The organism is Lysobacter capsici (assembly GCF_014779555.2).
Lineage (GTDB): Bacteria > Pseudomonadota > Gammaproteobacteria > Xanthomonadales > Xanthomonadaceae > Lysobacter > Lysobacter capsici.
The window spans coordinates 2,121,789-2,148,456 of the sequence record NZ_CP094357.1; the positions used below are offsets into that span (position 1 = coordinate 2,121,789).

Annotated in this window: 21 protein-coding genes; 12 read left to right on the forward strand and 9 right to left on the reverse strand. The window is 67.4% G+C overall.

Annotated features, from left to right (window positions below):
* Positions 1–57: 57 nt before the first annotated feature.
* The 4 genes from IEQ11_RS08890 to IEQ11_RS08905 all read right to left on the reverse strand — a co-directional run bounded on the left by IEQ11_RS08890 (position 58) and on the right by IEQ11_RS08905 (position 4,303).
* The gene (locus IEQ11_RS08890; RefSeq protein WP_036111613.1) at positions 58–1,251 is read right to left on the reverse strand and encodes an HlyD/EmrA/EmrK family protein; all 1,194 of its coding nucleotides are present in this window, start codon (positions 1,249–1,251) and stop codon (positions 58–60) included.
* Positions 1,248–2,762 carry an efflux transporter outer membrane subunit gene (locus IEQ11_RS08895; protein WP_191822869.1) on the reverse strand — a complete coding sequence of 505 codons (1,515 nt, stop codon included), beginning with the start codon at positions 2,760–2,762 and terminating at the stop codon, positions 1,248–1,250. The genes IEQ11_RS08890 and IEQ11_RS08895 overlap by 4 nt, the downstream gene beginning before the upstream one ends.
* A 3-nt stretch (positions 2,763–2,765) precedes the next feature.
* Positions 2,766–3,224, reverse strand: a complete 459-nt coding sequence (locus tag IEQ11_RS08900) for a MarR family winged helix-turn-helix transcriptional regulator (RefSeq protein ID WP_036111610.1) — start codon at positions 3,222–3,224, stop codon at positions 2,766–2,768.
* 287 nt (positions 3,225–3,511) lie between these two features.
* On the reverse strand, positions 3,512–4,303 hold the full coding sequence (locus tag IEQ11_RS08905) for a cytochrome C assembly family protein (RefSeq protein ID WP_036111606.1): 792 nt from the start codon (positions 4,301–4,303) through the stop codon (positions 3,512–3,514).
* Between the two features lie 170 nt (positions 4,304–4,473).
* On the opposite strand from IEQ11_RS08905, the gene ffh reads away from it, so the two are divergent.
* From ffh to IEQ11_RS08940, 7 genes are all read left to right on the forward strand, one after another.
* A complete protein-coding gene (gene ffh, locus IEQ11_RS08910; RefSeq protein ID WP_191822868.1) occupies positions 4,474–5,841 on the forward strand; it encodes a signal recognition particle protein in 1,368 nt (455 codons plus the stop codon).
* Between the two features lie 1,197 nt (positions 5,842–7,038).
* A complete protein-coding gene (gene rpsP / locus IEQ11_RS08915; protein ID WP_036111600.1) occupies positions 7,039–7,296 on the forward strand; it encodes a 30S ribosomal protein S16 in 258 nt (85 codons plus the stop codon).
* A 47-nt stretch (positions 7,297–7,343) separates the two neighbouring features.
* Positions 7,344–7,859: a ribosome maturation factor RimM gene (gene rimM, locus IEQ11_RS08920; protein ID WP_191822867.1), complete on the forward strand. Its 516-nt coding sequence runs from the start codon at positions 7,344–7,346 to the stop codon at positions 7,857–7,859.
* A gap of 78 nt (positions 7,860–7,937) precedes the next feature.
* Complete coding sequence (trmD, locus tag IEQ11_RS08925) at positions 7,938–8,774, forward strand: tRNA (guanosine(37)-N1)-methyltransferase TrmD (protein ID WP_191822866.1); 837 nt, start codon at positions 7,938–7,940, stop codon at positions 8,772–8,774.
* A gap of 125 nt (positions 8,775–8,899) precedes the next feature.
* A complete protein-coding gene (gene rplS / locus IEQ11_RS08930) occupies positions 8,900–9,304 on the forward strand; it encodes a 50S ribosomal protein L19 (RefSeq protein ID WP_036111591.1) in 405 nt (134 codons plus the stop codon).
* Between the two features lie 261 nt (positions 9,305–9,565).
* The gene (locus tag IEQ11_RS08935) at positions 9,566–9,892 is read left to right on the forward strand and encodes a hypothetical protein (RefSeq protein WP_191822865.1); all 327 of its coding nucleotides are present in this window, start codon (positions 9,566–9,568) and stop codon (positions 9,890–9,892) included.
* A gap of 132 nt (positions 9,893–10,024) precedes the next feature.
* On the forward strand, positions 10,025–10,390 hold the full coding sequence (locus IEQ11_RS08940; RefSeq protein WP_148650307.1) for a hypothetical protein: 366 nt from the start codon (positions 10,025–10,027) through the stop codon (positions 10,388–10,390).
* A 60-nt stretch (positions 10,391–10,450) separates the two neighbouring features.
* Here IEQ11_RS08940 and IEQ11_RS08945 read toward each other — a convergent pair whose 3' ends face one another.
* The gene (locus IEQ11_RS08945) at positions 10,451–11,989 is read right to left on the reverse strand and encodes an MATE family efflux transporter (protein ID WP_191822864.1); all 1,539 of its coding nucleotides are present in this window, start codon (positions 11,987–11,989) and stop codon (positions 10,451–10,453) included.
* A 1,282-nt stretch (positions 11,990–13,271) separates the two neighbouring features.
* Here IEQ11_RS08945 and IEQ11_RS08950 point away from each other — a divergent pair.
* Positions 13,272–13,694 carry an RNA-binding S4 domain-containing protein gene (locus IEQ11_RS08950; RefSeq protein WP_191822863.1) on the forward strand — a complete coding sequence of 141 codons (423 nt, stop codon included), beginning with the start codon at positions 13,272–13,274 and terminating at the stop codon, positions 13,692–13,694.
* 382 nt (positions 13,695–14,076) lie between these two features.
* On the opposite strand, the gene IEQ11_RS08955 is transcribed toward IEQ11_RS08950, so the two are convergent.
* Both IEQ11_RS08955 and katG read right to left on the reverse strand, forming a co-directional pair.
* Positions 14,077–14,712, reverse strand: a complete 636-nt coding sequence (locus tag IEQ11_RS08955; RefSeq protein WP_191822862.1) for a DUF937 domain-containing protein — start codon at positions 14,710–14,712, stop codon at positions 14,077–14,079.
* Positions 14,713–15,060: 348 nt separating this feature from the next.
* Complete coding sequence (katG, locus tag IEQ11_RS08960; protein ID WP_191822861.1) at positions 15,061–17,241, reverse strand: catalase/peroxidase HPI; 2,181 nt, start codon at positions 17,239–17,241, stop codon at positions 15,061–15,063.
* Between the two features lie 536 nt (positions 17,242–17,777).
* Between katG and IEQ11_RS08965 the strand changes: the two genes are divergently transcribed.
* Together IEQ11_RS08965 and IEQ11_RS08970 are read left to right on the forward strand one after the other, a co-directional pair.
* Positions 17,778–17,993 (forward strand): hypothetical protein, encoded by a 216-nt coding sequence (locus IEQ11_RS08965; RefSeq protein ID WP_148650308.1) that lies wholly within the window; start codon positions 17,778–17,780, stop codon positions 17,991–17,993.
* Positions 17,994–18,207: 214 nt separating this feature from the next.
* A complete protein-coding gene (locus IEQ11_RS08970; protein WP_191822860.1) occupies positions 18,208–18,429 on the forward strand; it encodes a hypothetical protein in 222 nt (73 codons plus the stop codon).
* A 184-nt stretch (positions 18,430–18,613) separates the two neighbouring features.
* Here the strand turns inward: IEQ11_RS08970 and IEQ11_RS08975 are convergent, their stop codons facing one another.
* The gene (locus IEQ11_RS08975) at positions 18,614–21,979 is read right to left on the reverse strand and encodes an AAA family ATPase (protein WP_247024772.1); all 3,366 of its coding nucleotides are present in this window, start codon (positions 21,977–21,979) and stop codon (positions 18,614–18,616) included.
* A 346-nt stretch (positions 21,980–22,325) separates the two neighbouring features.
* Positions 22,326–24,887, reverse strand: coding sequence for a DNA mismatch repair protein MutS (gene mutS / locus IEQ11_RS08980; RefSeq protein WP_191822872.1), 2,562 nt, complete (start codon positions 24,885–24,887; stop codon positions 22,326–22,328).
* 274 nt (positions 24,888–25,161) lie between these two features.
* On the opposite strand from mutS, the gene IEQ11_RS08985 reads away from it, so the two are divergent.
* Positions 25,162–25,845 carry a hypothetical protein gene (locus IEQ11_RS08985; protein WP_191822858.1) on the forward strand — a complete coding sequence of 228 codons (684 nt, stop codon included), beginning with the start codon at positions 25,162–25,164 and terminating at the stop codon, positions 25,843–25,845.
* Positions 25,842–26,624 (forward strand): hypothetical protein, encoded by a 783-nt coding sequence (locus tag IEQ11_RS08990; protein ID WP_191822857.1) that lies wholly within the window; start codon positions 25,842–25,844, stop codon positions 26,622–26,624. The genes IEQ11_RS08985 and IEQ11_RS08990 overlap by 4 nt, the downstream gene beginning before the upstream one ends.
* The last annotated feature ends 44 nt before the right edge of the window (positions 26,625–26,668 follow it).

A 26,668-nucleotide genomic window follows, 5' to 3' on the forward strand; every position in this document is an offset into this window, starting at 1 on the left:
ATCGGACGGATGCGACAGCGATCTGCGATCAAACCGACCGGCCCGATCGCCGCTCGATCAGCCGTGCTGCATGCCCGGCAGGTTGTCGCGCACGATCTTCTCGATCATCGCGTCGGCCTCGTGCAACTGCTTGGCGTAGGCGTCGGTGACCAGCACCGGCTTGGCCGGCGGCGCCGCGGCCAGGACCGCGCCGGTCTGCTCGCGGATGCCGACGTCGACGTGCATGCTCAGGCCCAGGCGCAGCGGGTGTTCGACCAGTTGCTTGGGTTCGATCTCGATCCGCACCGGCACGCGCTGGATGATCTTGATCCAGTTGCCGCTGGCGTTCTGCGCCGGCAACAGCGAGAACGCGCTGCCGGTGCCCATGCCGAGGCTGACGACCTTGCCCTGATAGGTCACGTCGCCGCCGTACAGATCCGAGTGCACGTCCACCGACTGGCCGATGCGCATCTTGGCGAGCTGGGTTTCCTTGAAGTTGGCTTCGACCCAGACCTGATCGAGCGGAATGATCGTCATCAGCGCGGCGCCGGGCTGCACGCGCTGGCCGAGCTGCACGTTGCGCTTGCCGACATAGCCGCTGACCGGCGCGACGATGGCCGAGCGTTGCAGGTTCAAATACGCCTGACGCAGCTGCGCGGCGGCGGCGGCGACCTGCGGCTGCTTGGCGACGGTGGTCGCGTCGACCAGCGCGCGATTGCGCGCCAGCGAGCCGCGCGAGGACGACATCGCCGCTTCGGCCGAAGCCAGTTCGTCGCGCGCATGCGCCAGTTCCTCGGCCGACACCGCGCCGCTGGCGACCAGGCCTTCGCGGCGCTTGACGTCGGCGCGGGCCTTCTGCACCGCGACTTCGCGCGCCGACAGATCGGCCTGACCGGCGTCGACCGCGCTGAACAGACCGCGCACCTGACGCACGGTGTTGGCGAGATTCGCGGTGGCCTGGTCGTAGGCGACCTGCGCATCGTTCGGATCGAGCTGCACCAGCACCTGGCCGGCGTTGACCTTCATGCCGTCGTCGGCGCCGATGCTGACCACGGTGCCGGTCACCTGCGGGGTGATGTTGACCACGTTGCCCTGCACGTAGGCGTCGTCGGTGTCCTGATGCCAGCGCAGCACGAGCATGTAATACGCGGTCCACGCGATCGCGGCGATCACGATCACGGCGAGCAGGATCGTCAGCGCCTTGCGGCGGTTGTTGTTCTTCGGCGGCGCGGCCGGCGCGACCGCGGCTTGTGGATTGACTTCGGTGGTCATGGCGTCGGGGCCTTCGCGATAACTTGGGTATTGGAGGATTCGTTGGGAACGGTGGACGCGACCGGGTCGGGCGAACTGAGTTCGAGTCCGCCGCCGAGCGCGCGGTCCAGGTCGATCTGCGCGGCGTAGCGCTGCGCGCGCAGGCCGGCGAGTTGTTGGTCGAGTTGCAGCAGCGGGCGCTGCGCCGAGAGCACGTCGAGCTGGGTGCCCAGGCCGGCGCGGTAGCGGCTGCTGGCGATCTGCCAGGCCTGCTGCGCGGCATCGCGCGCCTGCTGCGCCGAGGCGATCTGGCCGTCGAGCGAACGCGAGCTCTGCACCGCGTCGGCGACTTCGCGCAACGCGCCGATCAGGCTCTGGTTGTAGTTCGCGACCGCGAGGTCGTATTCGGCATCGGTCTCGGCCAGGTTGTTGCGCAGACGGCCGCCGTCGAAGATCGGCATGCTGAAGGCCGGTCCGCCCTGCAGCAGTTTGGCTTCGCTGGTGAACAGGTCCGACAGGTGGCCGGTGGCCAGGCCGACGATCGCGCTGAGGTTCACGGTCGGATAGAACTCGGCCTTGGCCGCCTTGATTCCATGCGAACTGGCTTCGACCCGCCAGCGCGCGGCGACCACGTCGGGACGATGGCCCAGCAATTCGCTCGGCAGCACCGACGGCACCGCCGGGTTCTTCGCCGCGAGCAGGGTCGGGCGGGCGATCTCGAGGCCGCGATCGGGGCCCTTGCCCAGCAGCGCGGCGAGCGCGTTGCGGGTGGCGTCGATCTGCTGCTGCGCGGCCTGGATCTGCTGATCGGCGCTGGCGCTGGCGCTCTGCGCGTTGCGGATCTGCAGTTGGTTATCCAGTCCCGCCTTGACCCGCTGCTGGCCGAGGCCGAGCAGGCGATCGGAGCGCTGCTTTTCCGAACTCGCCACGTCCAGTGCTTCGAACGACTGCGCCAGCGACACATAGGCGCGGGCGATGTTCGACGACAAGGTCAGGCGCGCGGCCTGCGCTTCGACTTCGGCCGCGCGAGTCTGGCCGAGCGCGGCCTGCCAGCGCGCGCGCTTGCCGCCCCACAGGTCCGGGCTGTACTTGAATTCGAGCATCAGCACGTGCGCACCGAGGTACTTGCCGCCGATCGGATCGGGGGCGAGGGTCTCGGGCAGTTCCACCCCGGAGTACTGGGCGGCGGCGCCGACGGTCGGCTTACGCGCGGCATCGGCCAATCCGGCCTGGGCGACCGCCTGGCGCACGCGCGCGTCGGCGGCGTCGAGGCTGGGCGTGCCGGTCAGGGCTTCGTCGATCAGCGCATTGAGCTGGGCGTCGCCGAGCGAGGTCCACCAGTCGCGCTTGGGAAATTCGGCCGCCGAGACCTGGGCGAGGCTGCGGGTGGCCTGCAGGCCGTCGGCGTCGAGCGCGTGGCCGGACGGCTCCAGGCCGCGGGTGCTGGCGCAACCGGCGAGGATCAGCGCGGCGGCCAGCGGCGTGAGCACGTAAAGCAGCCCGCGGCGCGGGCGAGGGTCGAGAGAGGACATGGCTCAGGAACCGGAGAGTGAGAGGTTGTCGCGAACTTGTTCGAGCAGGCGATACAGCTGATCGCGATCGCTGTCGCTCAGGCCGGCCATGGCGCGCTCGCGCACGCGCTTGCCGCACTGGTCGATGTCTTCCCAGATCGCGGTGCCGGTTTCGGTCAGGTGGATGTTGAGCGCGCGGCGATCGTCGGGATCGGCCACGCGCACGACGAAGCCGCGGCTTTCCAGCTTGTCGAGCAGGCGGGTCATGGCGCCGGGATTGAGCTGGGCGGCGCGCGCCAGTTCGGTGACCCCGGCGGTACCGATCGCCAGTTCCTTGAGGGTGATGAACTGGCTGAAGGTGAGGTCGTGGCCGGCCTGCGCCAGCTCGCGTTCCATCTGCGCCCACATCGCGTCGCGCACCTGGCGGAACAGCAGGCCGAGGTTGGAGGTCGAGCAGGGCTGGTTGGGGGTCGAGGTCGTCATGGCGCGGCATGGTGCTCGCCCGCGCAATAGTTGTCAAGGCAAATATTGTTCTAGCAAGGACCTATTCAGGCAGTCGCCAGCGACGTGTGGAAAGTGTGTAGAGCGTTGCCTGGCCTGGGTTGCAGGCGATCGGGCCGGACCTTCAGGGCGCGGGCGCCGGACACGGCTTGCGCTTGCGCGAGCGGCCAGAAGTGGCCGCTGCGGGGCAAGGACGCGGATTCAAGGTCGGCTTTTTGGTGCCGGGACGACCATTCAGTCGTCCCCGGCAACGGCGCCCGAGGCGCCGCTCAGACCCGCCGCAGGATCACTTCGAGCACGAACTTGCTGCCGAAAAAGGCCAGGATCAGCAAGGCCATCGCGGCCAGGGTCCAGCGCACCGCGACCACGCCGCGCCAGCCGTAGCGCCAGCGGCCCAGCAGCAGGCCGCCGAAGGCCAGCCACGACAGCACGCTGAGCACGGTCTTGTGCACCAGGTGCTGGGCCAGCAGGTTCTCGACGAACAGCACGCCGGTCAGCAAGGTCGCGGTCAACAGAATGAAACCGACCGCGATGGTGCGAAACAACAGGCTTTCCAGCTCGACCAGCGGCGGCAGCGCGCGCAGCCAGCCGTGGAATTCGCGCCGGCGCAGCGCGCGTTCCTGCAGCCACAGCATCAGCGCGAACAGCGCCGCTACCGCCAGCGTGGCGTAGGCGAGCAGGGCGAACCACGCGTGCAGCTGCAGGCGCCAGTCCAGCGGCTCGGGGTGCTGGACGTGGCCGTACAACTGGTACGCCACCAGCATCAGCGCGGCCAGCGGAAACACCACCACGCCGAGCGCGGCCATGCGCCCGGCCGCGCCGAAGATCGCGGTCAGCACCGCCATGCCCAGCCCGACCAGGGACAGGGCGGCGAAGAAATGCAGGTCGGCGCCGCCGGCGATGCGCCAGGCGATGAAGTGCGCCGCACCGTGCAGCAGCACCGCCAGATTGGCCGGCAACAGCCACAAACGCGCCTCGCGTCCGCGCTCGCGGCGCACCGCGGCGACCAGCAGACCGGTCGCGGTCAGGTAGAGAACGACGGCGATGAGAACGATTGTCATCGACGAAGTGTGGCATAGGCGAGGAATGAGTGGAGAGGAGTGAGGAACGAGTAAGAGCCGGGACCGACGCAGTTTTTTTACTCACTCCTCACTCCTCTCCACTCGTTCCTGCCCTCCCGCCCCTGCCGCTATACTTGCCGCCCCTGTCGTTTCGCCCTGCCGACCACGCCATGTTCGAATCCCTGACCCAACGCCTGTCCGGCACCATCGAGCGCCTGCGCGGCCGCGGCCGTCTGACCGAAGAGAACATCCGCGAGTCGCTGCGCGAAGTGCGCATCGCCCTGCTCGAGGCCGACGTCGCCCTGCCGGTGGTGCAGGCGCTGATCGAACGCATCAAGGTGCGCGCGGTCGGCCAGGAAGTGCTTAAGTCGCTGACCCCGGGCCAGGCCCTGATCAAGGTCGTGCGCGACGAGCTGACCACGGTCATGGGCTCGCAGGCCACCGACCTGAACCTCAACGTGCCGGCGCCGGCGGTGATCCTGATGGCCGGCCTGCAAGGCGCCGGCAAGACCACCACGGTCGGCAAGCTCGCCAAGCACCTGAAGGAACGGCGCAAGAAGAAGGTGATGGTGGTCTCGGCCGACGTCTACCGTCCGGCCGCGATCGAACAGCTCAAGCAACTGGCCGGACAGATCGACGTGCTGTTCTTCGCCTCCGACGCCTCGCAAAAGCCGGTCGACATCGCCCGCGCCGCGATCGCCGATGCGCGCAAGTCCTACGTCGACGTGTTGCTGATCGATACCGCCGGCCGCCTCGCCATCGACGAAGCGATGATGAGCGAGATCAAGGCGCTGCACGCCGCGGTGTCGCCGGTCGAAACCTTGTTCGTGGTCGACTCGATGACCGGCCAGGACGCGGCGACCACCGCCAAGGCCTTCAGCGAGGCATTGCCGCTGACCGGCGTGGTGCTGACCAAGACCGACGGCGACGCGCGCGGCGGCGCCGCGTTGTCGGTGCGTTACGTCACCGGTCGCCCGATCAAGTTCATCGGCGTCGGCGAAAAGCCCGACGGCCTGGACGTGTTCCATCCCGACCGCGTCGCCAGCCGTATTCTCGACATGGGCGACGTGCTGTCGCTGGTCGAGCAGGTCGAGCAGCAGGTCGACAAGGACAAGGCGCAGAAGCTCGCCGAGAAGGTCGCCAAGGGCAAGAAGTTCGACCTCAACGACATGAAGGACCAGCTTGAGCAAATGCAGAACATGGGCGGCCTGCACGGCCTCATGGACAAGCTGCCGGGCATGGGCCAGATTCCCGACGCGGTCAAGAACCAGGTCACCGGCAAGGAAGTGCCGCGCATGGTCGCGATCATCAATTCGATGACCAAGAAAGAGCGCCGCAACCCGGCGCTGCTCAACGGCTCGCGCCGCGCGCGCATCGCCAAGGGCTCGGGCCTCACGCCGGCCGACGTCAACAAGCTGATGAAGCAGTATCAGCAGATGGAGAAGATGATGAGCAAGCTCTCCGGCGGCGGCATGAAGGGCCTGATGCGCGGCATGAAGGGCATGATGGGCGGACGCGGCGGCATGCCGTTCCGCTGAGCGCGGCGAGTCTGAGCGTAACCATCGAACGGCGGCCACTGGCCGCCGTTTTCGTTTGTTTGCAACAGATCGCACAGACTTGCAGGTCGCGCAGGCTTCACGCCATGCCGAGGTGAAGCCCGGGATCCCCACCTTCGCGGGGATGACGAGCAAGAGCAAAAGCGTTTTTCCTCGCGGCCGCGCGCAGCCGCTCCACCCACTGCGACCTTCCGATTGCTCCCTGTAGGAGCGACGCGAGTCGCGACCGCGCAATCCCGAAAGCCGCGAGGCCATCTTTTCCAGCGGCTCGTCCAGTAGCGGCGCAAGAAGCCCGCAGATACGTCGAGGCATTTTTAATCGACGCATGCCACGCGATACCGCGTACACCGTCGAACCCTATTTGTACTTGTGCCGTCGAATACTCGAACCTCGTGTGTCTCAACAGATCGCACAGACCTCACGCCGCACCGAGGTGAAGCCCTGGATCCCCGCCTTCGCGGGGATGACGAGCAAAAGCAAAAGCGTGTTCCTCGCGGCCACAAAAAGTATCGCCACCCACCGCGCGCGCTCAATCGCCCCTGATCCTCCCCTGTAGGAGCGACGTAAGTCGCGACCGCGCAACCACGCCAATCGCACAGCCGCTTTCCCGACAAATCATCCCGCCACAACTCACAAAACCCACCCACACGCCCGTGCCCGTTTTTCAAGCACCGCCACTCGCCGACCAACGGCGTCGCGCGTTCTCGGGCTGAGAGACGGCGCCGGGCGATTCTGTATTCACGCAGCGGCGAGGCACGGGGCGAACAGACGGAAAGGCACGCAATCCAATCCAGGGGGGGGGCAGGGCCTCACCCAGGCGACGGTCATCAGGACGGACCTGCCGTCCCCCGCAAGTGGCCGCAAGCGACAGCAACAGTCCGCAGACTCGAGGCCACGGCGGAAGGCCAAGCGGGCAGAAGGCCGCGGGCAACAAGGTTCGGGGAAGACCGGTTCCGGGGGGCGGAACCGGCGCAAGGGCGGGCGGCGACAGGACGGCGCCGCCCGCCAGGCGGCATCCGAGGGAAGCGGGTGCCGGCGCCAGGGACGGCGCGGCAGGGCAGGGAAGCGCGGGAATCCGGGCCCGTCAGGGGCCCGGGTTTGCCCAAGCCACGGAATCGGTTAAACTTTCCGGCTTACCCCGTCATTCCGACGGCTGGGCAACACAGGAAAACAGACCCCATGGTCAAGATTCGACTGACCCGCGGCGGCGCCAAGAAGCGTCCGTTCTACCACATCATCGTCACCGACAGCCGTAGCGCCCGCGATGGCCGCAACATCGAGCGCGTCGGTTTCTATAACCCGGTCGCCGCCGGCGCCGAGAAGCGCGTCGAGCTGAACATCGATCGCGTCAAGCATTGGGTCGCCAACGGCGCCCAGCTGACCGACAAGGTCGCCGACCTGTACAAGCAGGCCGTCAAGGCCGCTCCGGCCGCCTGAGCCGGCGGGCCGCGCAGGTTCGCCTGCGTGGCCCTTCCAACGCACCCATGAGCGATTCCTCGCGCCGCCTCCTGCTGGGCAGGGTGCTCGGCGCTTTCGGCATTCGCGGCGAAGCCAAGCTCGAGTCCTGGACCCAGCCGCGCGCCTCGATCTTCCGCTACCAGCCCTGGATCGTCCGCGACCCGCAGGGCCGCGAGCGCGAGCTGTCGGGCGTGCGTGGCCGCGAAAGCGGCAAATTCCTGATCGCCACGTTTCCCGATGTCAGCGACCGCGACACGGTCGAAGCCATGCGTGGCACCGAAATCTACGTTCCGCGTTCGGCCCTGCCGCCGCCGAGAGACGGCGAGTACTACTGGGTCGATCTGGAAGGCTTGCGCGTGGCCACCGTCGACGGCGTATCGCTGGGCACGGTCTCGCACCTGTTCTCCACCGGCGCCAACGATGTGCTGGTCGCCCGCGACGACGAACGCGAGCGCATGATTCCGTTCGTGATTCCGCAGTACGTGCTGTCGGTCGACTTCGAGGCCAACCTCGTGACGGTCGATTGGGACCCTGATTTCTAGAAAAGAGCCAAGAGGAGTGAGAAACGAGTAAAAAACCAGCTTTACTCGTTTCTCACTCCTCTCAACTCACTCCTGCATATGCGTATCGACCTGATCAGCCTGTTCCCCGAATTCGTCGCGCAATGCGCGGCGTTCGGCGTGGTCGGCCGGGCCGGCGAGCGTGGGCTGCTGTCTTTGCATGGCTGGAATCCGCGCGATTACGCCGAGGGCAATTACCGCCGGGTCGACGAGCGTCCGTTCGGCGGCGGGCCGGGCATGGTCATGCTGATCGATCCCTTGCGCGCGGCGATCCGCGCCGCGCGCAAGGCCGATCCGGCGCCGGCCCGGGTGATCTACATGAGCCCGCAGGGCGCGCGTCTGGATCAGGCCAAGGTCCGCGAACTGGCCGGGCACGAACGGCTGATCCTGCTGTGCGGCCGCTACGAAGGCGTCGATGAGCGGTTGATCCAGGCCGAGGTCGACGAGGAAATCTCGATCGGCGACTACGTGCTGTCCGGCGGCGAGCTGGCCGCGGCGGTGATCGTCGACGCGGTCGCGCGGCTGCAGGACGGCGCGCTGGGCGATGCCGAGTCGGCGGTCCAGGACAGTTTCCAGGACGGCCTGCTCGATTGCCCGCATTACACCCGCCCGGTCGAGCACGAACTGGGTTCGGTGCCGCCGGTGCTGATGTCGGGCAACCATGCCGAAATCGCCAAATGGCGCCGCCAGCAGTCGCTGGGACGGACCTGGCAGCGGCGCCCGGACCTGTTCGACGAGGCCGCGCTGTCCAAGGCCGACCGCAAGCTGATCGCGGCCTACCGGGCCGAATTGGCCGCGGCCCAGGCAGCTGAGCAAGGTGCCCAGGCGGCGGCTGGAAGCGTTTCCAGCCCGCAATCGCCCGTTCAGCCAGCCCCGCAGGCTGGCGAAACGCCCTGAGCCTCTAGCGCCGCGGGGAAAAAGCTCGTTATAATTAGTCGCTTAGCTGTACCCCTTTGCTGTACCGATGCCATGACGCGGGTCCACGTGCACTCGCGCAACAACTAATCCAACAGGCCGTAACCATGAACAAGCCCTCGCTCCACACCCTGCTGCAGAATTTCGAAGCCGAGCAGATCACCCGCAAGCTGCCCGACTTCAGCCCCGGCGACACCATCGTCGTCAACGTCAAGGTCAAGGAAGGCACGCGCGAGCGCGTCCAGGCCTATGAAGGCGTGGTCATCGCGATCAAGAACGGCGGCCTGAACTCCTCGTTCACCGTGCGCAAGATCTCGCACGGCTTCGGCGTCGAGCGCGTGTTCCAGACCCACAGCGCGATCATCGACTCGGTCGACGTCAAGCGCCGCGGCAAGGTCCGCGCCGGCAAGCTGTACTACCTGCGTGGTCTGCAGGGCAAGAAGGCGCGCATCAAGGAAGATCTGGCCGCGTACGCGCGCGCCAAGAACGCTTCGGGCGCCGCCGCCGAGTAATTCCCGCATCGCGCGCCCGGCGCGCAATGCCACGAACGGCCGCCGCGAGGCGGCCGTTTGCGTTTATGGCCGGGTTGATCGAATGGACCGGATGGTTCGAACCCGGCGGGTCGAATCGGATTCGCCCAATTTCTTGATTGCGCCGATCCTTACCCGCGCGGAGACAGCGGCATGCGCAATCTGTACCGATTCGCCGCGCTGCGCGCCTGCGCCGATAGCGCGCTCGTATCCGACGAAACGGCGAGCGCGCGTTTCTTCGCCATGCTCGCGATCATCCACCAAGCAAACACGAACCGCTCGCCTCGAACGCTCGATGCGCTGGCGGCCGAACTCGCGGACGGGCGCTACTGGCTCGCGCAAAAACTGGTCGTCGCCAAGGGCCGCACGCGCCGGTTCGCCGGTGCGTTCGCGATCGCGCGCAAACCGGAGTTGATCGAATTTCTCGCCGGCGCGATCGACCAGGGCGACTTGCGTGAAATGCTGATCGCCGCCGAATGGACCGACGGCGAGCCGAACCTTGTCGTGCATGTCGGCGAGGACGGAAGTTTCGCTATCCATACGCCGGCGTCGGCGCGCATCGGCCCGTAGCGACGAGGGGATGACCGCGATCGCCCCGGTATCTGGCCGCATCCGGCGCTGTGCGCCGCGCCCGGTTCGCGCTAGATTCCCGACGCGGCGTAGGCCGCCGGCAGTGCCGCCCCCGCGGCAGGAGAGCGCAACGTGAATCCGGGTTTGTCCGAAGGCGATATCTGCACCTATCAGCGCAGCGACGGCGCGTGGGGCTTTTTCTGGGTCCAGCGCATCGACGCCTTGCCCGACGGCCGCGACGCGCTGTCGCTGCGCAAGTTCGACACCCATACCGCCGAGGAAGTGCTGCGCGAGCATGTCGCCGACGTCAACGAGCTCAAGGCGCTGCGCCTGCTGGGCCACTTCCCGATCGTCGGCACGCGCGTGGCCGAAGTCGAGCCGCGCGTGATCGGCCACATGCCGGTGCGCGACGCCGACCTGGAGGGCTACCGGATCTGGCGCGAGGCCTTCGACAAGGGCGAGGCCGGCGTGTTCACCGTGGCGCTGCAGGACATCTGAGCGCTCCGATGGCCGCGCAACGCGGCCGCACGGCTGGCCTGTCTCGAAGCCGGCGACGTATCAGCGCGGCGGCTGTTCGCTCCCGTCGTCGTCGATGTCGCGCGCCATCTCGGCGATCTGTTCCGGACTCGCATCGGCCACCGGCGCCGGCGGCTGCGCGCCGATTTCCGCCGGCGTGGCGATGGTTTGCGTGGCGATCGGCGCGACCGCGCGCTCGACCGGGCTCATCATCCGCGAACGCCGCCAACCGCCCCAGCGGTAATACGCCAGCGACATCAACATCGCGCAGAACGCGCTGACCGGGAAACTCCACCACAGCGCGTCGGTGCCGATCACCGGCTGCAGCAAGGTCGCGAACGGCACGCGCACGCCCCACAGCGCGAAGCCCAGGATCAGCAGCGGCGGCACCACCGCGCCGGTCGCGCGGACCACGCCGGAAATCACGAAGGTCACCCCGAAGAACAGGAACGACCAGATCGAAATATGGTTGAGGTGGCGCGCGATTTCGAACGACGCGCTGCCCTCGGGCAGGAACAGCGCGAGCGTGTAGCGGTCGAAAAAAATCAGCGGCGCGATCAGGGCGCCGGTCATCAGGAAATTGAAGCCGGTGCCGGTGCGCGCGGTCGCGTCGACCCGGTCCCAGCGACCGGCGCCGACGCTCTGCGCGGCGATCGAGGAACACGCCGCGCCGATCGCCATCGCCGGCATCTGCACGTAAGTCCACAGTTGCAGCGCCGCGCCGTAACCGGCGGCGGTGCCGGTGCCGTGGGCGTTGACCAGGCTGATCATCGCGATCATCGCCAGCGAGATCAGCACCATCTGCAGGCCCATCGGCACGCCCTTGACGATCAGCGCGCGCAGCACCGCCGGATCGATCTTGAGCAGATGCGCGTCCTGCCGGCCGAGCCACAGCACGTGACGCTTGCGCCGCAGGTACAGCAGCATCGCCAGCAGGCTCAGGCCCTGGGCGAAGAAGGTCGACGCGGCCGAACCGGCGATGCCCATCGCCGGCACCGGGCCCCAGCCGAAGATCAGCAGTGGATTGAGCACGATGTCGAGCGCCACCGACATCAACAGGAACCGGAACGGCGTGCGCGAATCGCCGGCGCCGCGCAGCGCCGCGGAGAAGAACGCGAACGCGTACAGGAACGGCATCGACAGGAAGATCACCCGCAGGTAGCTCTCGGCCAGCGCGAGCGCGGGCGCCGGCGTGCCCATCGCGCGCAGCACGGTGTCGGCCGTGAACCAGCCGGCGATCGCGATCAGCGCCGACAAGGCGATGAAGAAGCTCGCGCTGGTACCCATGACCCGGCGCGCGCGGGCGGTGTCGCGCGCGCCGATCGCCTGGCCGATCAGGATCGTCGCGGCCATGCCGATGCCGAAGATCGAGCCGATCAGGAAGAACATGATGTTGTTGGCGTTGGCCGTCGCGGTCAGCGCCGCCTCGCCGAGGTAGCGGCCGACCCAGATCGAATTGATCGAACCGTTGAGCGACTGCGCCGCGTTGCCGGCCATGATCGGTAGGGCGAAGGAAATCATGGTGCGGCCGATCGGGCCTTCGGTCAGCAGGTGGCTGCCGCGCGGGGTGCTGGGGGCCATGGCGGGGTCCGGACGGGGATGGCGCAGTATGCCGCCGCGCGGGGTGAGCGGGCCGTGGCCGAGTGGTGTGAGGCTTGGCGGGAGCGGTGTCGGGTCTGGCGGGAGTGGTCGGTTATTGCACGGGTTGGGTTGCGCGGGCGCGGGAAAGGGGCCTGGGACTGAACAAGCATTTGGTCGGAATGGAAGAGGTGTTCGCCGGAAAGGCGGGGCTCTTTTTCAAAGTGGACATGATCTTCGAAGGGCGCGACGCAATGCTTTTCCCCCCTTTGGAAAAGGGGGGTAGGGGGATTCGCTTTTGCCTAAGGCACGTGGCGATCTGTACACAAAAAGCGAATCCCCCGCGCGAAAGCGACGCGATGACTGCGTGGCTGTGCCGGGCGCTTGCCCCCTTTTACAAAGTGGGCATGATTTTCGCGGGCGCGATGCGGTGCATTCCCTCTTTCCCAAAGTGGAGATGATCTTCGGTGGGCGCGACGCAATGCTTTTCCCCCCTTTGGAAAAGGGGGGGAGGGGGGATTCGCTTTTGCCTACGGTACGCGGCGATCTGCACCAAAAAGCGAATCCCCCGCGCGATAGCGACGCGATGACTGCGTGGGTGCGCCGGGCGCTCGCCCCCTTTTACAAAGTGGGCATGATTTTCGCGGGCCGCGATGCGCTGCATTCCCTCTTTCCCACAGTGGACATGATCTTCGGTGGGCGCGACGCAATGCTTTTCCCCCCTTTGGAAAAGGGGGGCAGGGGGGATTCGCTTTGCCTTCGGTACGCGGCGATCTGTACCCAAAAAGCAAATCCCCCGCGCGAAAGCGACGCGATAGCTGCATGGCTGCACCAGGCGCTTGCCCCCTTTTACAAAGTGGGCATGATTTTCGCGGGCCGCGATGCGGTGAATTCCCTCTTTCCCAAAGTGGACATGATCTTCAGTGGGCGCGACGCAATGCTTTTCCCCCCTTTGGAAAAGGGGGGCAGGGGGGGATTCGCTTTGCCTTCGGTACGCGGCGATCTGTACCCAAAAAGCGAATCCCCCGCGCGAAAGCGACGCGATAGCTGCATGGCTGCGCTGGGCGCTTGCCCCCTTTTACAAAGTGGGCATGATTTTCGCGGGCCGCGATGCGCTGCATTCCCTCGCCCCCACAGTGGACATGGTCTTCGGTAGGCGCGAAGCAATGCTTTTCCCCCTTTGGAAAAGGGGGGGCGGGGGGATTCGCTTTTGCCTTCACCGCATCGCGCCCAGTTCGCGCCTCCCGTCGTATCCTTCGACAACGCACCGCTATCTTCCGTATCGATGAGCAAGCAAGCCGAAACACCCGTTGCGTCGCCGACCGCTTCGGTCCGCCTGGACCTGTGGCTGTGGGCCGCGCGGTTCTTCAAGACCCGCAGTCTCGCGCGGCAGGCGGTCGACACCGGCAAGGTCGAGGTCGGCGGTCAGCACGCCAAGGCCTCGCGCGCGGTGCGGGTCGGCGACGGCCTGCGCATCGTGCGCGGCGAGGAAGTGTTCGAGGTCACGGTGCTGGCGCTCAGCGACGATCGCGGGCCGGCGAGCGTGGCGCAGACGCTGTACGCCGAAACCGAAGCCTCGCGCCTGGCGCGCGAACAGCTGCGCGCGACGCGCATCGCCGAACGCAACGGCTACCGCGCGCCGGAAGGCAAGCCGGACAAGCGCGCGCGGCGCCTGATCAAGGCCTTGGGCGATATCGACGCGTTGTAATCGCTGCCGCGTCGCTCATCGCTTTCACGCGTGTGTGCCGGCAGTCCGGGATTACAGCGCAGCTGGAAGATTCAGCCACGGCTGAGGCTGCACGGCACGCGTTGGCGGCATCGTCATTTCGTATACCGGCGCTCGTGTTCGCGGATACGTGCTCGCGACTTGCGATGTCCGATCACGCCGCGACGCATTCGCACTGGGGTAGGAGCGGCGTAAGCCGCGACCGCGCATCCGCGTGCCGCTGCGCAAGTCCCGCCGTACCTGCGCTCATCCGAATATCCCCTGCCGAGATCGCCAAAAACGACGACGGCCGCGCCGAAGCGCAGCCGTCATCCACGAACCTGGCAAACGCCGCATCCGGCCGAAGCCGAACGCGGACGCAACCTCAGCGCTGACCGCCGAGCAGGCCGCCGCCGATCTTGAGCAGGTCGCCCAGGCCGAGCTGGCCGTCGCCGTCCTGGTCGAGCACCGAGCTCAGCAGGCCGCCGGCCGAACCCTGTTGCTGGATGCGCTGGTGTTCCTGACCGAGCACGTTGCCGAGCTGCTGCGGCGAGGCCGCGGCCTGGCCGCCGCCGGAAAACATGCGCTGGGCCAGATACGACAGCACGATCGGCGCGAGCATTTTCAGCAGCGCGTTGGCCTGGCCGCCTTCCAGGCCGGTCGCCTGGCCCAGGCCCTGCGCCGCGGTTTCCTGACGGCCGCCGAAGATGTGGCCGAGGATGCCGGCGCCGTCGGTCTGCGGGCTGCCGCCACCGCCGCCGAGCACCGCGCCGAGCACGCTGCCCAGGTCCAGGCCGCTGCTGGCCGCGGGCGCGGCATGGTCGCGCTGCAGCGCGCCGAACAGCGCTTCGGCGCCCTGCGGCTGGCTGGCGTTGCGGCCGAGCGCGCCGAGCAGCAACGGCAGCGCCGCGCTGACCGCGTTCTGCGTCTGCGGCTGCGACAGGCCGAGCTGGCTGCCCAGTTGCGCCAGCGGCTGGCCCTGAAGTTGGTTGAGAAGATCGTCGGTCAGCGAGGCGCTCATGGCGGGGATTCCGGGTGCGAGGAAAGCAGATGCTAGCGCCGAATCGTGAGTGGCGGGTGATGCTGGCGGCCGCCAATTGCGCGATGGCATCGCGGTCGTGCAGGCGATGTGGGCGCGCGGTGCGATTGAGGCACTTGGGCGTTCGTGGCGCGGGTCTGAAGCGCCCGCCCGCGAACGGCGCGCCGCGCCGGGGCGGTCGGGCCCGCCGTGATGGGCCTGACTGTGTATCGAGACCCCGGCTTTCCCGGCGCGGTGGCGGCAAGGGCGGGCGCCGAAAAAAAGCCCGGCTGAGGTCGCCGGGCATAAAGTCACACAGGGTCTGTTGTCGGCGAACGTTTCGCCGGCCGATCAGTTCAGATCGAAGCGGTCCGCGTTCATCACCTTGTTCCAGGCCGCGACGAAGTCGTTGACGAATTTTTCCTGTGCGTCGGAACTGGCATAGACCTCGGCCAGCGCGCGCAACTGCGAGTGCGAGCCGAAGATCAGATCGGCGCGGGTGCCGGTCCACTTGAGTTCGCCGGTCTTGCGGTCGCGTCCTTCGAACACGTCCTTCGCATCGGAGTTCGCCTTCCACACCGTGCCCATGTCGAGCAGGTTGACGAAGAAGTCGTTGCTGAGCGCGTCGGCCTTGCGGGTGAACACGCCGTGCTTGCTCTGGCCGGCGTTGGCGCCGAGCACGCGCAGGCCGCCGACCAGCACGGTCAGTTCCGGCGCGCTGAGGTTCAACAACTGCGCGCGGTCGATCAGCAGCGATTCGGCGGTGACGTCCAGCTTGCCCTTGACGTAATTGCGGAAGCCGTCGGCGATCGGTTCGAGCACCGCGAACGAATGCACATCGGTCTGTTCGGCCGACGCGTCGGTGCGGCCCGGAACGAACGGCACCGTGACCGGGAAACCGGCGTTCTTCGCCGCCTGTTCGACCCCGGCGGCGCCGGCCAGCACGATCAGGTCGGCCAGCGACACTTTCTTGCCGCCGCTTTGCGCGTCGTTGAATTCCTTCTGGATGGCTTCGAGCGCGGCCAACACCTTGGCCAGTTGATCGGGCTGGTTGACCTCCCAGTCCTTCTGCGGGGCCAGACGGATGCGCGCGCCGTTGGCGCCGCCGCGCTTGTCGGAACCGCGGAAGGTCGAGGCCGAGGCCCAGGCGGTGGACACCAGCTGCGACACCGGCAGGCCCGAGGCGAGGACCTTGGCCTTGAGCGCGGCGATGTCCTGCTCGTCGATCAGCGCGTGGTCGACGGCCGGCACCGGGTCCTGCCAGATCAGCACTTCGGCAGGTACTTCCGGGCCGAGGTAGCGCGCGCGCGGGCCCATGTCGCGGTGGGTCAGCTTGAACCAGGCGCGGGCGAAGGCGTCGGCGAACTGATCGGGGTTTTCGAGGAAGCGGCGCGAGATCTTTTCGTAGGCCGGATCGAAGCGCAGCGACAGGTCGGTGGTGAGCATGGTCGGCGCGTGGCGCTTGTTGGGATCGTGCGCGTCGGGGATCTTGCCCGCGCCGGCGCCGTCCTTTGCGATCCACTGATGGGCCCCGGCCGGGCTCTTGCTCAGTTCCCACTCGAAACCGAACAGGTTGGCGAAGAACTCGTTGCCCCAACGCGTCGGCGTGCTGGTCCAGGTGACTTCCAGGCCGCTGGTGATCGCATGGCCGCCGACGCCGCTTTCGAAGCTGCTGGCCCAGCCCAGGCCCTGTTCGGCGATGTCGGCGCCTTCGGGTTCGCGGCCGACGTGCGATTCGGGACCGGCGCCGTGGGTCTTGCCGAAGGTGTGGCCGCCGGCGATCAGCGCCACGGTCTCTTCGTCGTCCATGGCCATGCGGGCGAAGGTTTCGCGGATGTCGCGGGCCGCCGCGATCGGGTCGGGGTTGCCGTTCGGGCCCTGCGGATTGACGTAGATCAGGCCCATCTGCACCGCGCCGAGCGGATTTTCCAGCACCCGGTCGCCGCTGTAGCGCTTGTCGCCGAGCCAGGTGGTTTCGCTGCCCCAGTACACGGCTTCCTCGGGTTCCCACACGTCGGCGCGGCCGCCGGCGAAACCGAAGGTCTTGAAGCCCATCGACTCCAGCGCGACGTTGCCGGTGAGGATCATCAGATCGGCCCAGGAAATCTTGTTGCCGTACTTTTGCTTGATCGGCCACAGCAGGCGGCGCGCCTTGTCGAGGTTGCCGTTGTCCGGCCAGCTGTTGAGCGGGGCGAAGCGCTGCTGGCCGGCACCGGCGCCGCCGCGGCCGTCGAAGGTGCGATAGGTGCCGGCGCTATGCCAGGCCATGCGGATGAAGAGCGGGCCGTAATGGCCGAAGTCGGCCGGCCACCACTCCTGCGAGTCGGTCATCAGCGCGTGCAGGTCGCGCTTCACCGCGGCCAGGTCGAGGGTTTTGAACGCCTGTGCGTAGTCGAAGTCGGGGTCCGGATTGGACGGCGGCGCCTGCTGGTGCAGGACCTTGAGGTTGAGCTGGTTCGGCCACCAGTCGCGGTTCGATGTGCCGCCGCCGGCGGTGTGGTTGAACGGACACTTCGATTCGGTGTTTGACATGGGTTCTTTGCCTTGTTGTTGACGGTACGGATTCAACGACTGGGTATCCGGACGAGTGCGCGGATCGATGCATGCACGGTGGCGATACTGTCGCGCAGAGCGTTTGTGGTGACGTGACGCATTGCCCGCACTGATGACGCGTGGCGCCGTCGGCGAGGGCGATTGAGGCAGGTGGCGAGGGCGGCGGGTCGGTCCTTGCGATCGAGTGTCGTTGAGGGAGCGTCGGTTGCGGTATCGGTACCCAGGGACGATAAGTCGGATCGAACCGCAAGTTAAATCGATCCTTTCGACGTAACCGATAGGATTGGGCTATGGAAGCGGCTTCGTCGCGATTCGGGCCGCGCGGCTCATCGCAGCGGCCCGAGACCGTGATGCGGCCGCGCCGTGATCGAGTCGACCTTGCGCGTCTGGTGCTGCTTTGCAGCACGGCGCAGGGTGTTCGCATCGCTTTTTATACTGACGGCGAGCGCCGGCCGCATGGCCGCCGCTCACACGACGATGCAGGAGTTGTCCGCGCACTTTCAGGGAGAGATGGAATGAAACGGATCGATCTACGTTGGGCGGCGATGGCCGCGCTGGTGTTCGGCCTGGGCTTCGGCGCTTCGGCGGCGGCTTCGGACCCGGGCTGCTACAGCACCTGCCAGGAGCTCATGAACGACTGCCGCGCTCAGGCGCCTCCGGGCAATCCGGGCGACACCCAGCATTGCAATCGTCTGTATCGCGAGTGCCTGGCGGGTTGCGAAGTGAACTGACCCGAGTCGTTGCAGGGTGGGGGCGCGGCGGCATGCCCGTGGCCGATTCGTGATCGATGTAACAAACGCGCCGGTCGGGCGTCGCGGCTTGCCGATCCGCGCGCGGATGCTGCTTTGCAGCAGCGTTTGTGCATGCCGGCACCGGCCCATACTCGCCGCGAGCGCCGGCCGCAGCGCCGTGGCGCTCATCCATTCGACCAAGGAGGGAAACACGATGAAGGCAAACACGATGGGCAAGAGCGCGGGCCTGCGGATCGCCGCGGCGACGGCATTGGTGTTCGGTCTGGGCCTGGGCGCCTCGGCGTTCGCGGCGGATCCCGATTGCATCAACACCTGCCTGGAGATCAAGCGCGACTGCATCGCCCAGGCCGGCGGCGGTTCGATCCAGCACTGCAATCGCGCCTACCGCGAGTGCGCCGCGGATTGCGAGTTCTAAGCGAAGTGCATTGCGACGCGACAGGCGCCCGAGAGGCGCCTGTCGTTTTTTTATGCGGGGACCGGTTTGGCGCGCTTGCATCGCGCAGCGCGACGGGCGCAGATGGCCGGCGCGCGCGGGTGGATCATCAAACCGCCGCGTGCGCGCGGCGATGGACCGGCGACGACGCCAGTCGAGGGGCGACTTAACCGCCCTGGATCACGTCGAATTCGCCGCCGAGCACGCGATCGAGCCGGCCGCTGCGCCAGCCGCGCACGCCGTCGCGCACCAACGGCGACGGCGATTCGCGGTAGCGACGGCAGATCCGGCGTTCGCCGTCCGGCGCGGCCTGGGCCACGCGCGCGCGGCCGGGCAGGTCGGCGGCGACCTGCACCGACAGCGAGGCGCGACGGGTGACGCCGTCGTCGAGTTCCTCGAACACATGCAGGCCCGATTCGCCCTGCAGCAGGTCCAGCGCGCCGAAGCCGCTCACCGCCAGCCACGCCTTGCAGTGTTCCGGGTCCTGGCGCAGCACGTCGACGCGCATGTTGCGGCGTTGCGCCCAGGCCAGGTACATCGCCAGCAACTGTTGCCACCACAGGCGCAGGTCGGCGCCCGAACGCAGCGGATCGGCGTCGCCGGTGTCGATCTGGATCAGCGCGTCCTGCGGGCGTTGCTCGCGCACCGCGTCGATCGCCAGCCCGAGCAGGAACAGCAGTTGCGCGATGCGGCCGGCGAACTCGCCGTTGCCGCGTTCCTGACGCAGGCGCTGCTGCATGCGCTGGGCGGTATCGAGCGCGCTTTCGATGCGGTCGCGGCGTTCGATCCGGTCGAGCACGCCGTGACGGTCGCCGGCCGACCAGAAGTCGGACTCGCTCATGCGCGCGTAGTCGGCTTCGCGCGCCCGCACCCAGTCGGCCGATTCGATCGACGTGTCGAGTTCGCGCAGGCGCGCGTCCAGGCGCGCGATCGCCTCGGCGTCGGCCGAGGGCGCGTAGACCAGGTCGCGCAAATCGCCGGCCGCCGCGGGCGCGGCGGCATCGGCAGTCGCGGCTTCATCGGTCGGCGTGACTTCGCGCGCCTGCGTCGCATCGGGGTCGATGAACACCACATCGAGCTTGTCGCCGGCGCTGCGCACGAACAGGAACTGATCGCCGCGCGGCGCGCGGTGTTCGACGATGCTGCGCGCGAGCGGCGCGAGCAGGTAGTGCTCGATGGCGCGGCGCAGCGGACGCGCGCCCAGGTCCGGGGTGAAGCCGCGGTCGAGCAGGAACTCGATCGCCGAGGGCTCCCATTCCACCGCCCAGTCGCGATTGCGCAGGCCGCGCCGGGTCAGCACGCGGCCCAGCTCCTTGTGCAGGATCTCGCGCATCAGGTTGCGGTCGAGCGGGTTGAACAGCACCACCCGGTCCAGGCGATTGATGAATTCGCGGCGGAAGGTTTCGTACAGCGCCTTCTCGACCGCGCTGCGCGAATAGCCGCCGCTGACCGAGTTGAAGCCCGGCCCGGCGGTGCGCGAAATGGTCGAGCCGACGTTGCTGGTCAGGATGATGATGCTGTGGCGGAAGTCGGCGGTGTGGCCGCTGCGGTCGCTCAGGCGCGCGTCGTCGAACACCTGCAGAAACAGGTCCCACACCTTCGGATGGGCTTTTTCGAATTCGTCCAGCAGCACCACCGAGAACGGTTGCTCACGGATGCGCGAGGTCAGCGAACGCACGCCGCCTTGGCCGCCTTCGTCGGCGGTCAGGCGCCAGGCCGAGTCCTCGGACTGGAACTCGCTCATGTCCAGGCGCAGCAGGCGTTCGTCGCTGCCGAACAGCAATTCGCCCAGCGCCTTGGCCAGTTCGGTCTTGCCGGTGCCGGTGGGGCCGGCGAACAGGAACACGCCGATCGGCCGGCCGTTGTCGGTCAGGCCGGCCTTGAGCATGGCGATGCGGTCGAGCAGGGCATCGACGGCTTCGTCCTGGCCGATCACGCGCTGGCGGAAGAATGCGCGCAGGCGATCCAGGTCCAGGCTCTGGCGATCGTCGATCACGTCCAGCGGCAGGCCGCTGCGCTGGGCGATGGTCGCCAGCAGGCCTTCGGCGTCCAGCGGCAGGGCCGGCGGCTCTTGCGCGCTCGCGCTTTGCAGGCTGTCGCCGAGCAGGCGCAGCAGGCGGCCGGGTTCCTGTTGTTCGGGAAAATACTGCGCGGCCATGCGCGCGGCCTCGGCCAGCACGCGCGTGTCGGCGACCGGGCGGCCGAGGCGTTCGGCTTCGATCCGCGCCCATTCGGCCGCGATCGGTTCCAGCGCGAGCGGGTCGACCGGGGCGAGGTTGAGGATTTCGAAATGGTGCTTGACCACCGGCCGCGCGATCAGCAACTGCGCCAGCTGGCGCGGGGTGATTTCGCCGATCACCCGCAACTGGCCGCGTTCGATCGCCGGCAGCATCAGGTCGAGCAAGCCGCGCGGATCGCGCGAGTGCGAGCCCTTGGCCAGCAGGTCGAAGAAATCGGGCGCGCGCCACAGCGCCTGCTTGCGATCGAGCACGGCGAGCATTTCGCGCACGCGTTCCTCGAGTTCGCCGATGTAGCTCTGCCCGGACAGGATTTCCGCGGCGCTGGCTTCGAACACCAGCCAGCCTTCGCTTTGCAGGCGCTGGCTGAGCAGATCGATCAGCACGCTCTTGCCGACGCCGTGTTCGCCGGCGACCAGGACCGAGGTCGTCGCCTCGTTGCTCAGCAACTCATGCATGCGTTCGAGCTGTCGCGCCAAGGTGTCATGCACGATCCGCGTCTGCGGCTTGATCGCCGCGTTGACCCGGCCGAACGCGCCGAGCACGCGGCCTTCGCGGCGCGCGTTGGCGGCGCGTTCGACCTGCGCCAGCAGCGGATCGAGCAACGGCGAGGCGAAGCGCTTGAGGGTGTCGCGCAGCTGGCTGGCCTGGGCTTCTTCGAGTTCGTCCAGCGCCGGCGCGGCCGGCGCCTCGCCGAACTGCTGCGCCCATTGCAGGTAGTCGCGCAATTGCTGGCGCACCGGCGCGAAATCCCACCACCACGGCTGCGCGTGCCGCATCAGATGCGGCAGCGCCTGCGCGTCGCCGCGGGTGCGCAGGTAGTCGATCAGGAAATGCAGCGGGTAGCCGCCGAACTGGGCGGCGTGTTCGAGCACCGGGGCGAGCGCGATGTCGCCGCGTCGCGGCAGCACCCGGGTGATCATCGACTGCTGCACGTAGCCGGTGCCGCCGAGCTGGCGGACCAGTTCCTCGGCGCTGAAGGCCTCGCCGGCGAGCAGGTCCACGCCCTGATGGAATTCGGGCAGGGCCAGTAGGTCCTGCGGGCGCTGGATGCGTTCGTCGACCGCGTCGATCGCGCGGATCAACCGCAGCAGTTGATCGGCGGGCGTTTCGTCGGTGGCCGCAGAGGTTTCAATCGGCGCCTTGGCTTCGCTGTTGTCCGCTTCATCGGCCGCTGAATCGACCTGCGGCGGAGAAGCATCGGCAATAGCGGCCGGGGCCACCGGCGTGGCCCGATAAAGACGGGCGAGGATCAGACCGGCGACCACGCCGACGACGAATAGCAAGGCTTCCACGGGGGCTCCGGTGTCCATTCCGGGCGACAGTTTAGCGGGTCGGTCGCCGTGGGCAGTGCGATGCGGGTAGCGCACTGCGATCTCGGCCGTCGTTTCAGCGGCCGTCATCCCCGCGAAGGCGGGGATCCAGAGACTTCACAGTCCTGTCGCGGTGAAGCCCTGGATCCCCGCCTTCGCGGGGATGACGAGCATGGGCAAACACCGGGATGACGAGTACCGGCAAATGCAGGCGTGACGAACAGCAGCTGTTACGAGCAAAGCAAACGTGGGATGGCGAGTACAGGTTTCGTATCGGTCAGCTATTTGCGCGGACTTTGCGAAACCCGGCCCGTTTCCAGGCTTCGCATCAAACCAGCGCCTTGATCCGATACAAGGCTTCCAGCGCCTGCTTCGGCGTCAACTCGTCCGGGTCGACCTCGGCCAGCGCATCGAGCGCGGCCGACGACGGCGGCGCGAACAGGCCGAACTGTTGCGGCGCGTCCAGCGCGGCCTTGGCGAACGACGGCTTGGGCGTGTCGCGGCCTTGTTGCTCCAGTTCGATCAGCCGCCCGCGCGCCTGCTTGACCACCGACTTGGGCAGGCCGGCCAGCGCCGCCACCTGCAGACCGAAGCTGCGATCGGCCGGGCCGTCCTTGACCGCGTGCATGAACACCAACTGCTCGCCGCCGTTCTTGTCGTGATGCTCGACCGCGTCCAGATGCACGTTGGCGATGCCGTTGCCCGGTTCGGCCAACGCGGTCAGCTCGAAGTAATGCGTCGCGAACAAGGTGTAGGCGCGGTTGTTGTGGGCGAGGTGGCGCGCGCAGGCCTCGGCCAGGGCCAGGCCGTCGTAGGTCGAGGTGCCGCGGCCGATTTCGTCCATCAGCACCAGCGACTGGTGGGTGGCGTGATGCAGGATGTAGCTCGTCTCGCTCATCTCGACCATGAAGGTCGATTGGCCGCGGGCGAGGTCGTCGCCGGCGCCGATGCGGGTCAGGATGCGGTCGATCGGGCCGATCACCGCGCGCGAGGCCGGCACGAAGCTGCCGATGTGGGCCAGCAGCACGATCAGCGCGTTCTGGCGCATGTAGGTCGACTTACCGCCCATGTTCGGGCCGGTGATGACCAGCATGCGGCGGCCGTTGTCCTCGTCGAGAATCAGGTCGTTGGGTTCGAACGGTTCCTTGCGCACCGCCTCGACCACCGGATGCCGGCCGCGTTCGATCCGCAGCCCCGGCGCGTCCGACAGTTCCGGCCGCGACCAGTCCAGCGCGGCGGCGCGTTCGGCGAAACCGCACAGCACGTCGAGCTCGGACAAGGCCGCGGCGCAGCGCTTGAGCGGTTCCAGGCGCTCGTTGAGCGCGTCGAGCAATTGCTCGTACAGCAGCCGCTCGCGCGCCAGCGAACGTTCGCGCGCCGACAGCACCTTGTCTTCGAACTGCTTGAGTTCTTCGGTGATGTAGCGCTCGGCGTTGCTCAGGGTCTGGCGGCGGGTGTAGTGGGTCGGCGCCTTTTCCGCCTGCGCCTTGCTGATTTCCAGGTAATAGCCGTGGACGCGGTTGTAGCCGACCTTCAGCGTCGCGATGCCGCTGCTGGCGCGTTCGCGCGCTTCCAGGTCGACCAGGAACTGATCGGCGTTGGTCGACAGCGTGCGCAGTTCGTCGAGCTCGGCGTCGTAACCGGTCGCGAACACGCCGCCGTCGCGCGCGAGCACTGGCGGCTGGGTGACGATGGCCTGGGCCAGCAGGTGCGCGTGTTCGTCGTGTTCGCCGAGCGAAGCGCACAGCGCGTTGAGCCGCGGCGAATCCAGCGGGCGCAGGATCGTGCCGACGTCGGGCAGCAGGCCCAGGCCGTCGCGCAAGGTCGACAGGTCGCGCGGACGCGCGCTGCGCAGGGCGATGCGCGAGAGAATGCGTTCGAGATCGCCGAGCGCCCGGAAGCGTTCGCGCACCTCGTCGCCGCCGCCGCTGTCGATCAGGGTCGACACGGCGTGATGGCGATGGCGCAGCACGTCGCGGTCGCGCAGCGGCCGGTGCAGCCAGCGCCGCAGCAGGCGTCCGCCCATCGGCGTGACCGTGCTGTCGAGCACGCCGAGCAGGGTGGTGCGGCTGTCGCCGTCGACGCGGCTGTCGAGTTCCAGATGCCGGCGGGTGGCCGCGTTCATCGCGATCGCGCCGTCGCCGGATTCGACCGCGATCGAGGTCAGATGCGGCAGGCGCTGCTTCTGGGTTTCTTCGACATAACCCAGCAACGCGGCGGCCGCGGCGATCGCCAGCGGCTTGTCTTCCAGGCCGAAACCGCTCAGATCGTGCAACGCGAAGAAGCGCAGCAACTGACGCCGGCCGCTGTCGACATCGAACAACCACGGCGGCCGCCGGCGCATGCCGTTGCGTTCGGCCACGAACGGCGCCCAGCCGTCTTCGTCGGCGACCAGCACCTCGGCCGGCTCCAGGCGCGCGATCTCGGCTTCGAGCGCGTCTTCGGTCGCGACTTCGTTGACCAGGAAACGGCCGGCGGCCAGATCGGCCCAGGCCACGCCGTAACCATGCTTGCCGCGCGAGATCGCCAGCAGCAAGGTGTCGCGGCGTTCGTTGAGCAGGGCCTCGTCGGTGACCGTGCCCGGGGTGATCACGCGCACCACCTTGCGTTCGACGATGCCCTTGGCCAGGGCCGGGTCGCCGATCTGTTCGCAGATCGCCACCGATTCGCCCAGCGCGACCAGCCGCGCCAGATAGCCTTCGGCCGAATGGTGCGGCACGCCGGCCATCGGGATCGGTTGACCGGCCGAATTGCCGCGCTGGGTCAGGGTGATGTCGAGCAGTCGCGCCGCCTTGCGGGCGTCGTCGTAAAACAGCTCGTAGAAATCGCCCATGCGGAAGAACAGCAGCACGTCCGGGTGCTCGGCCTTGGCGGCGAAGAACTGACGCATCAGCGGGGTGTGCTCCGGCACGTCTTTGTCGATACCGGATTTGTCCTTCGTATTCAAAATATATACGCCAAATTCAGGGGCGGCATGTTTGCCGAGTGAGGAGAGATTAGGGGGGCTTGAGCGCCTGGTATAGCGCCTGCGTAGTCTACTGCGTTATTTTCCGCCGACGTAGCCAGGACGGGCTCGGCGAGCGAAGTAGCCGCGCAACTGCCTGGGCGGCTCGATTTCGCGATGCGGGCCGGCACAGGATTTCGATGAACGCAAGGAGCGAGCGGTGGGGAGAATCACCAGGATCCAGTACAAACCCGAGAAGGGCAGGTACTGGATATTCATCGACGGAAACTACTGTTGCAGCATCCGCGAGCGCACCTTCCCGGCCATGGAACTATCGGTCGGGATGGCCTTCACTTGCGATGAATTGCAAGAGCGGGAGAAGTTCTTCTGGAAACGGCACTACGATCGAGCCGCCTGGGAAAAGGAAGCAGTGCGGCTCGGCAAGGTCAAGGGCTTGATCGACGCCATCGATCCGCGCGCCGCGGCTCAGGTCGTGGGCTTCGGCGCGGGCAGCACCGAGTTCATCGCGGAGCATCCAAAAGAAGCCGGACGGCCCGACATCGAAGTGGTTACGACGGATGCACGTCAACTGCCCTTGCTTGCGGTGGAAGTCACCGGCACCGAGCAGATGCGCGGCAGCAGCTATTGGGTCAGGCCCGACAAGCTCGAGTACGTGCGGGCGCATCCCGAGCAGGAGGTCTGGCTGATCCTCCATTATGCCGAGCCGCAGGAGCGATTCGTGTTCATTCGTCCGTCTCGAAGCAAACACTACCAACCCGTGGAAAAAGTGATTCGCGGCGCCAAGGAGCACTACGTGGAGTTCACCGACGACAGCCCCGAGGTCGTCCCGTGCGAACTGTTCGGCAGAAGCGTGATCGAGCAGATCGAAGCCGCGACGAGTTGATCGCGTACGCCATTCACCCAACCGCGCCGCTCCAGGCGGCAAGGGACATCATGACGACTGCACGCAAGCGCGTTGCCGATGCCGCACTGAAAATAATCACGGCCACGCCCACCGGCATCCGCTGGGCGGATCTGTCGCGGGCGGTGGCCGCGGCGCTTCCGGACGAGAACAGGAACACCATCACCGGTTCGCTCCACCACTTCCGCAACCACCTGCCGCCCGGCGTCACGCGGCCCGATCGGGGCGTTTACGCCCTGGGCGACAGCGGCAACCGCGAGCCTGCGCCGACGGTCGCGGTCGCCAAGCATCGCGAGGCCGACTTCTACCAGCCGTTCGCGGAATGGCTGGAAGTCGAGCTGGAGGAAGTCACCGTCGCCAAGCCCATCGGCGGCAACGGCGCGGGCGGGAAGTGGGGGACGCCGGATGTGATCGGTCTTTACGCGGCCAAGCCCAGCGACCCGATCAAGTTCACGACCGAGGTGCTCGCGGTCGAAATCAAGATCGACACTCAGAATCTGATCGTCGCCTTCGGTCAAGCCTGCGCTTACAAACTTTTCGCGCATCGGGTTTATATCGCGGTGCCGCGCAACTCCAATCCGTCCGACCTCAAGCGCCTGGATGCGCTGGCCGGAGTGGTCGGGATCGGCCTGGTGAAGTTCAACTCCGAAGACCCCGAGGCTCCGGACTTCCAGGTGATGGTCCGCGCGGCCAAGCACGAGCCGGACTACTACTACACCAACGAGGTTCTCTCCAACTTCAAGCGCGAGTTCGGGCTGTAATCCACCACGGGACGGCGGCTTGTCGCGAGGCCCTCGTTCGCACT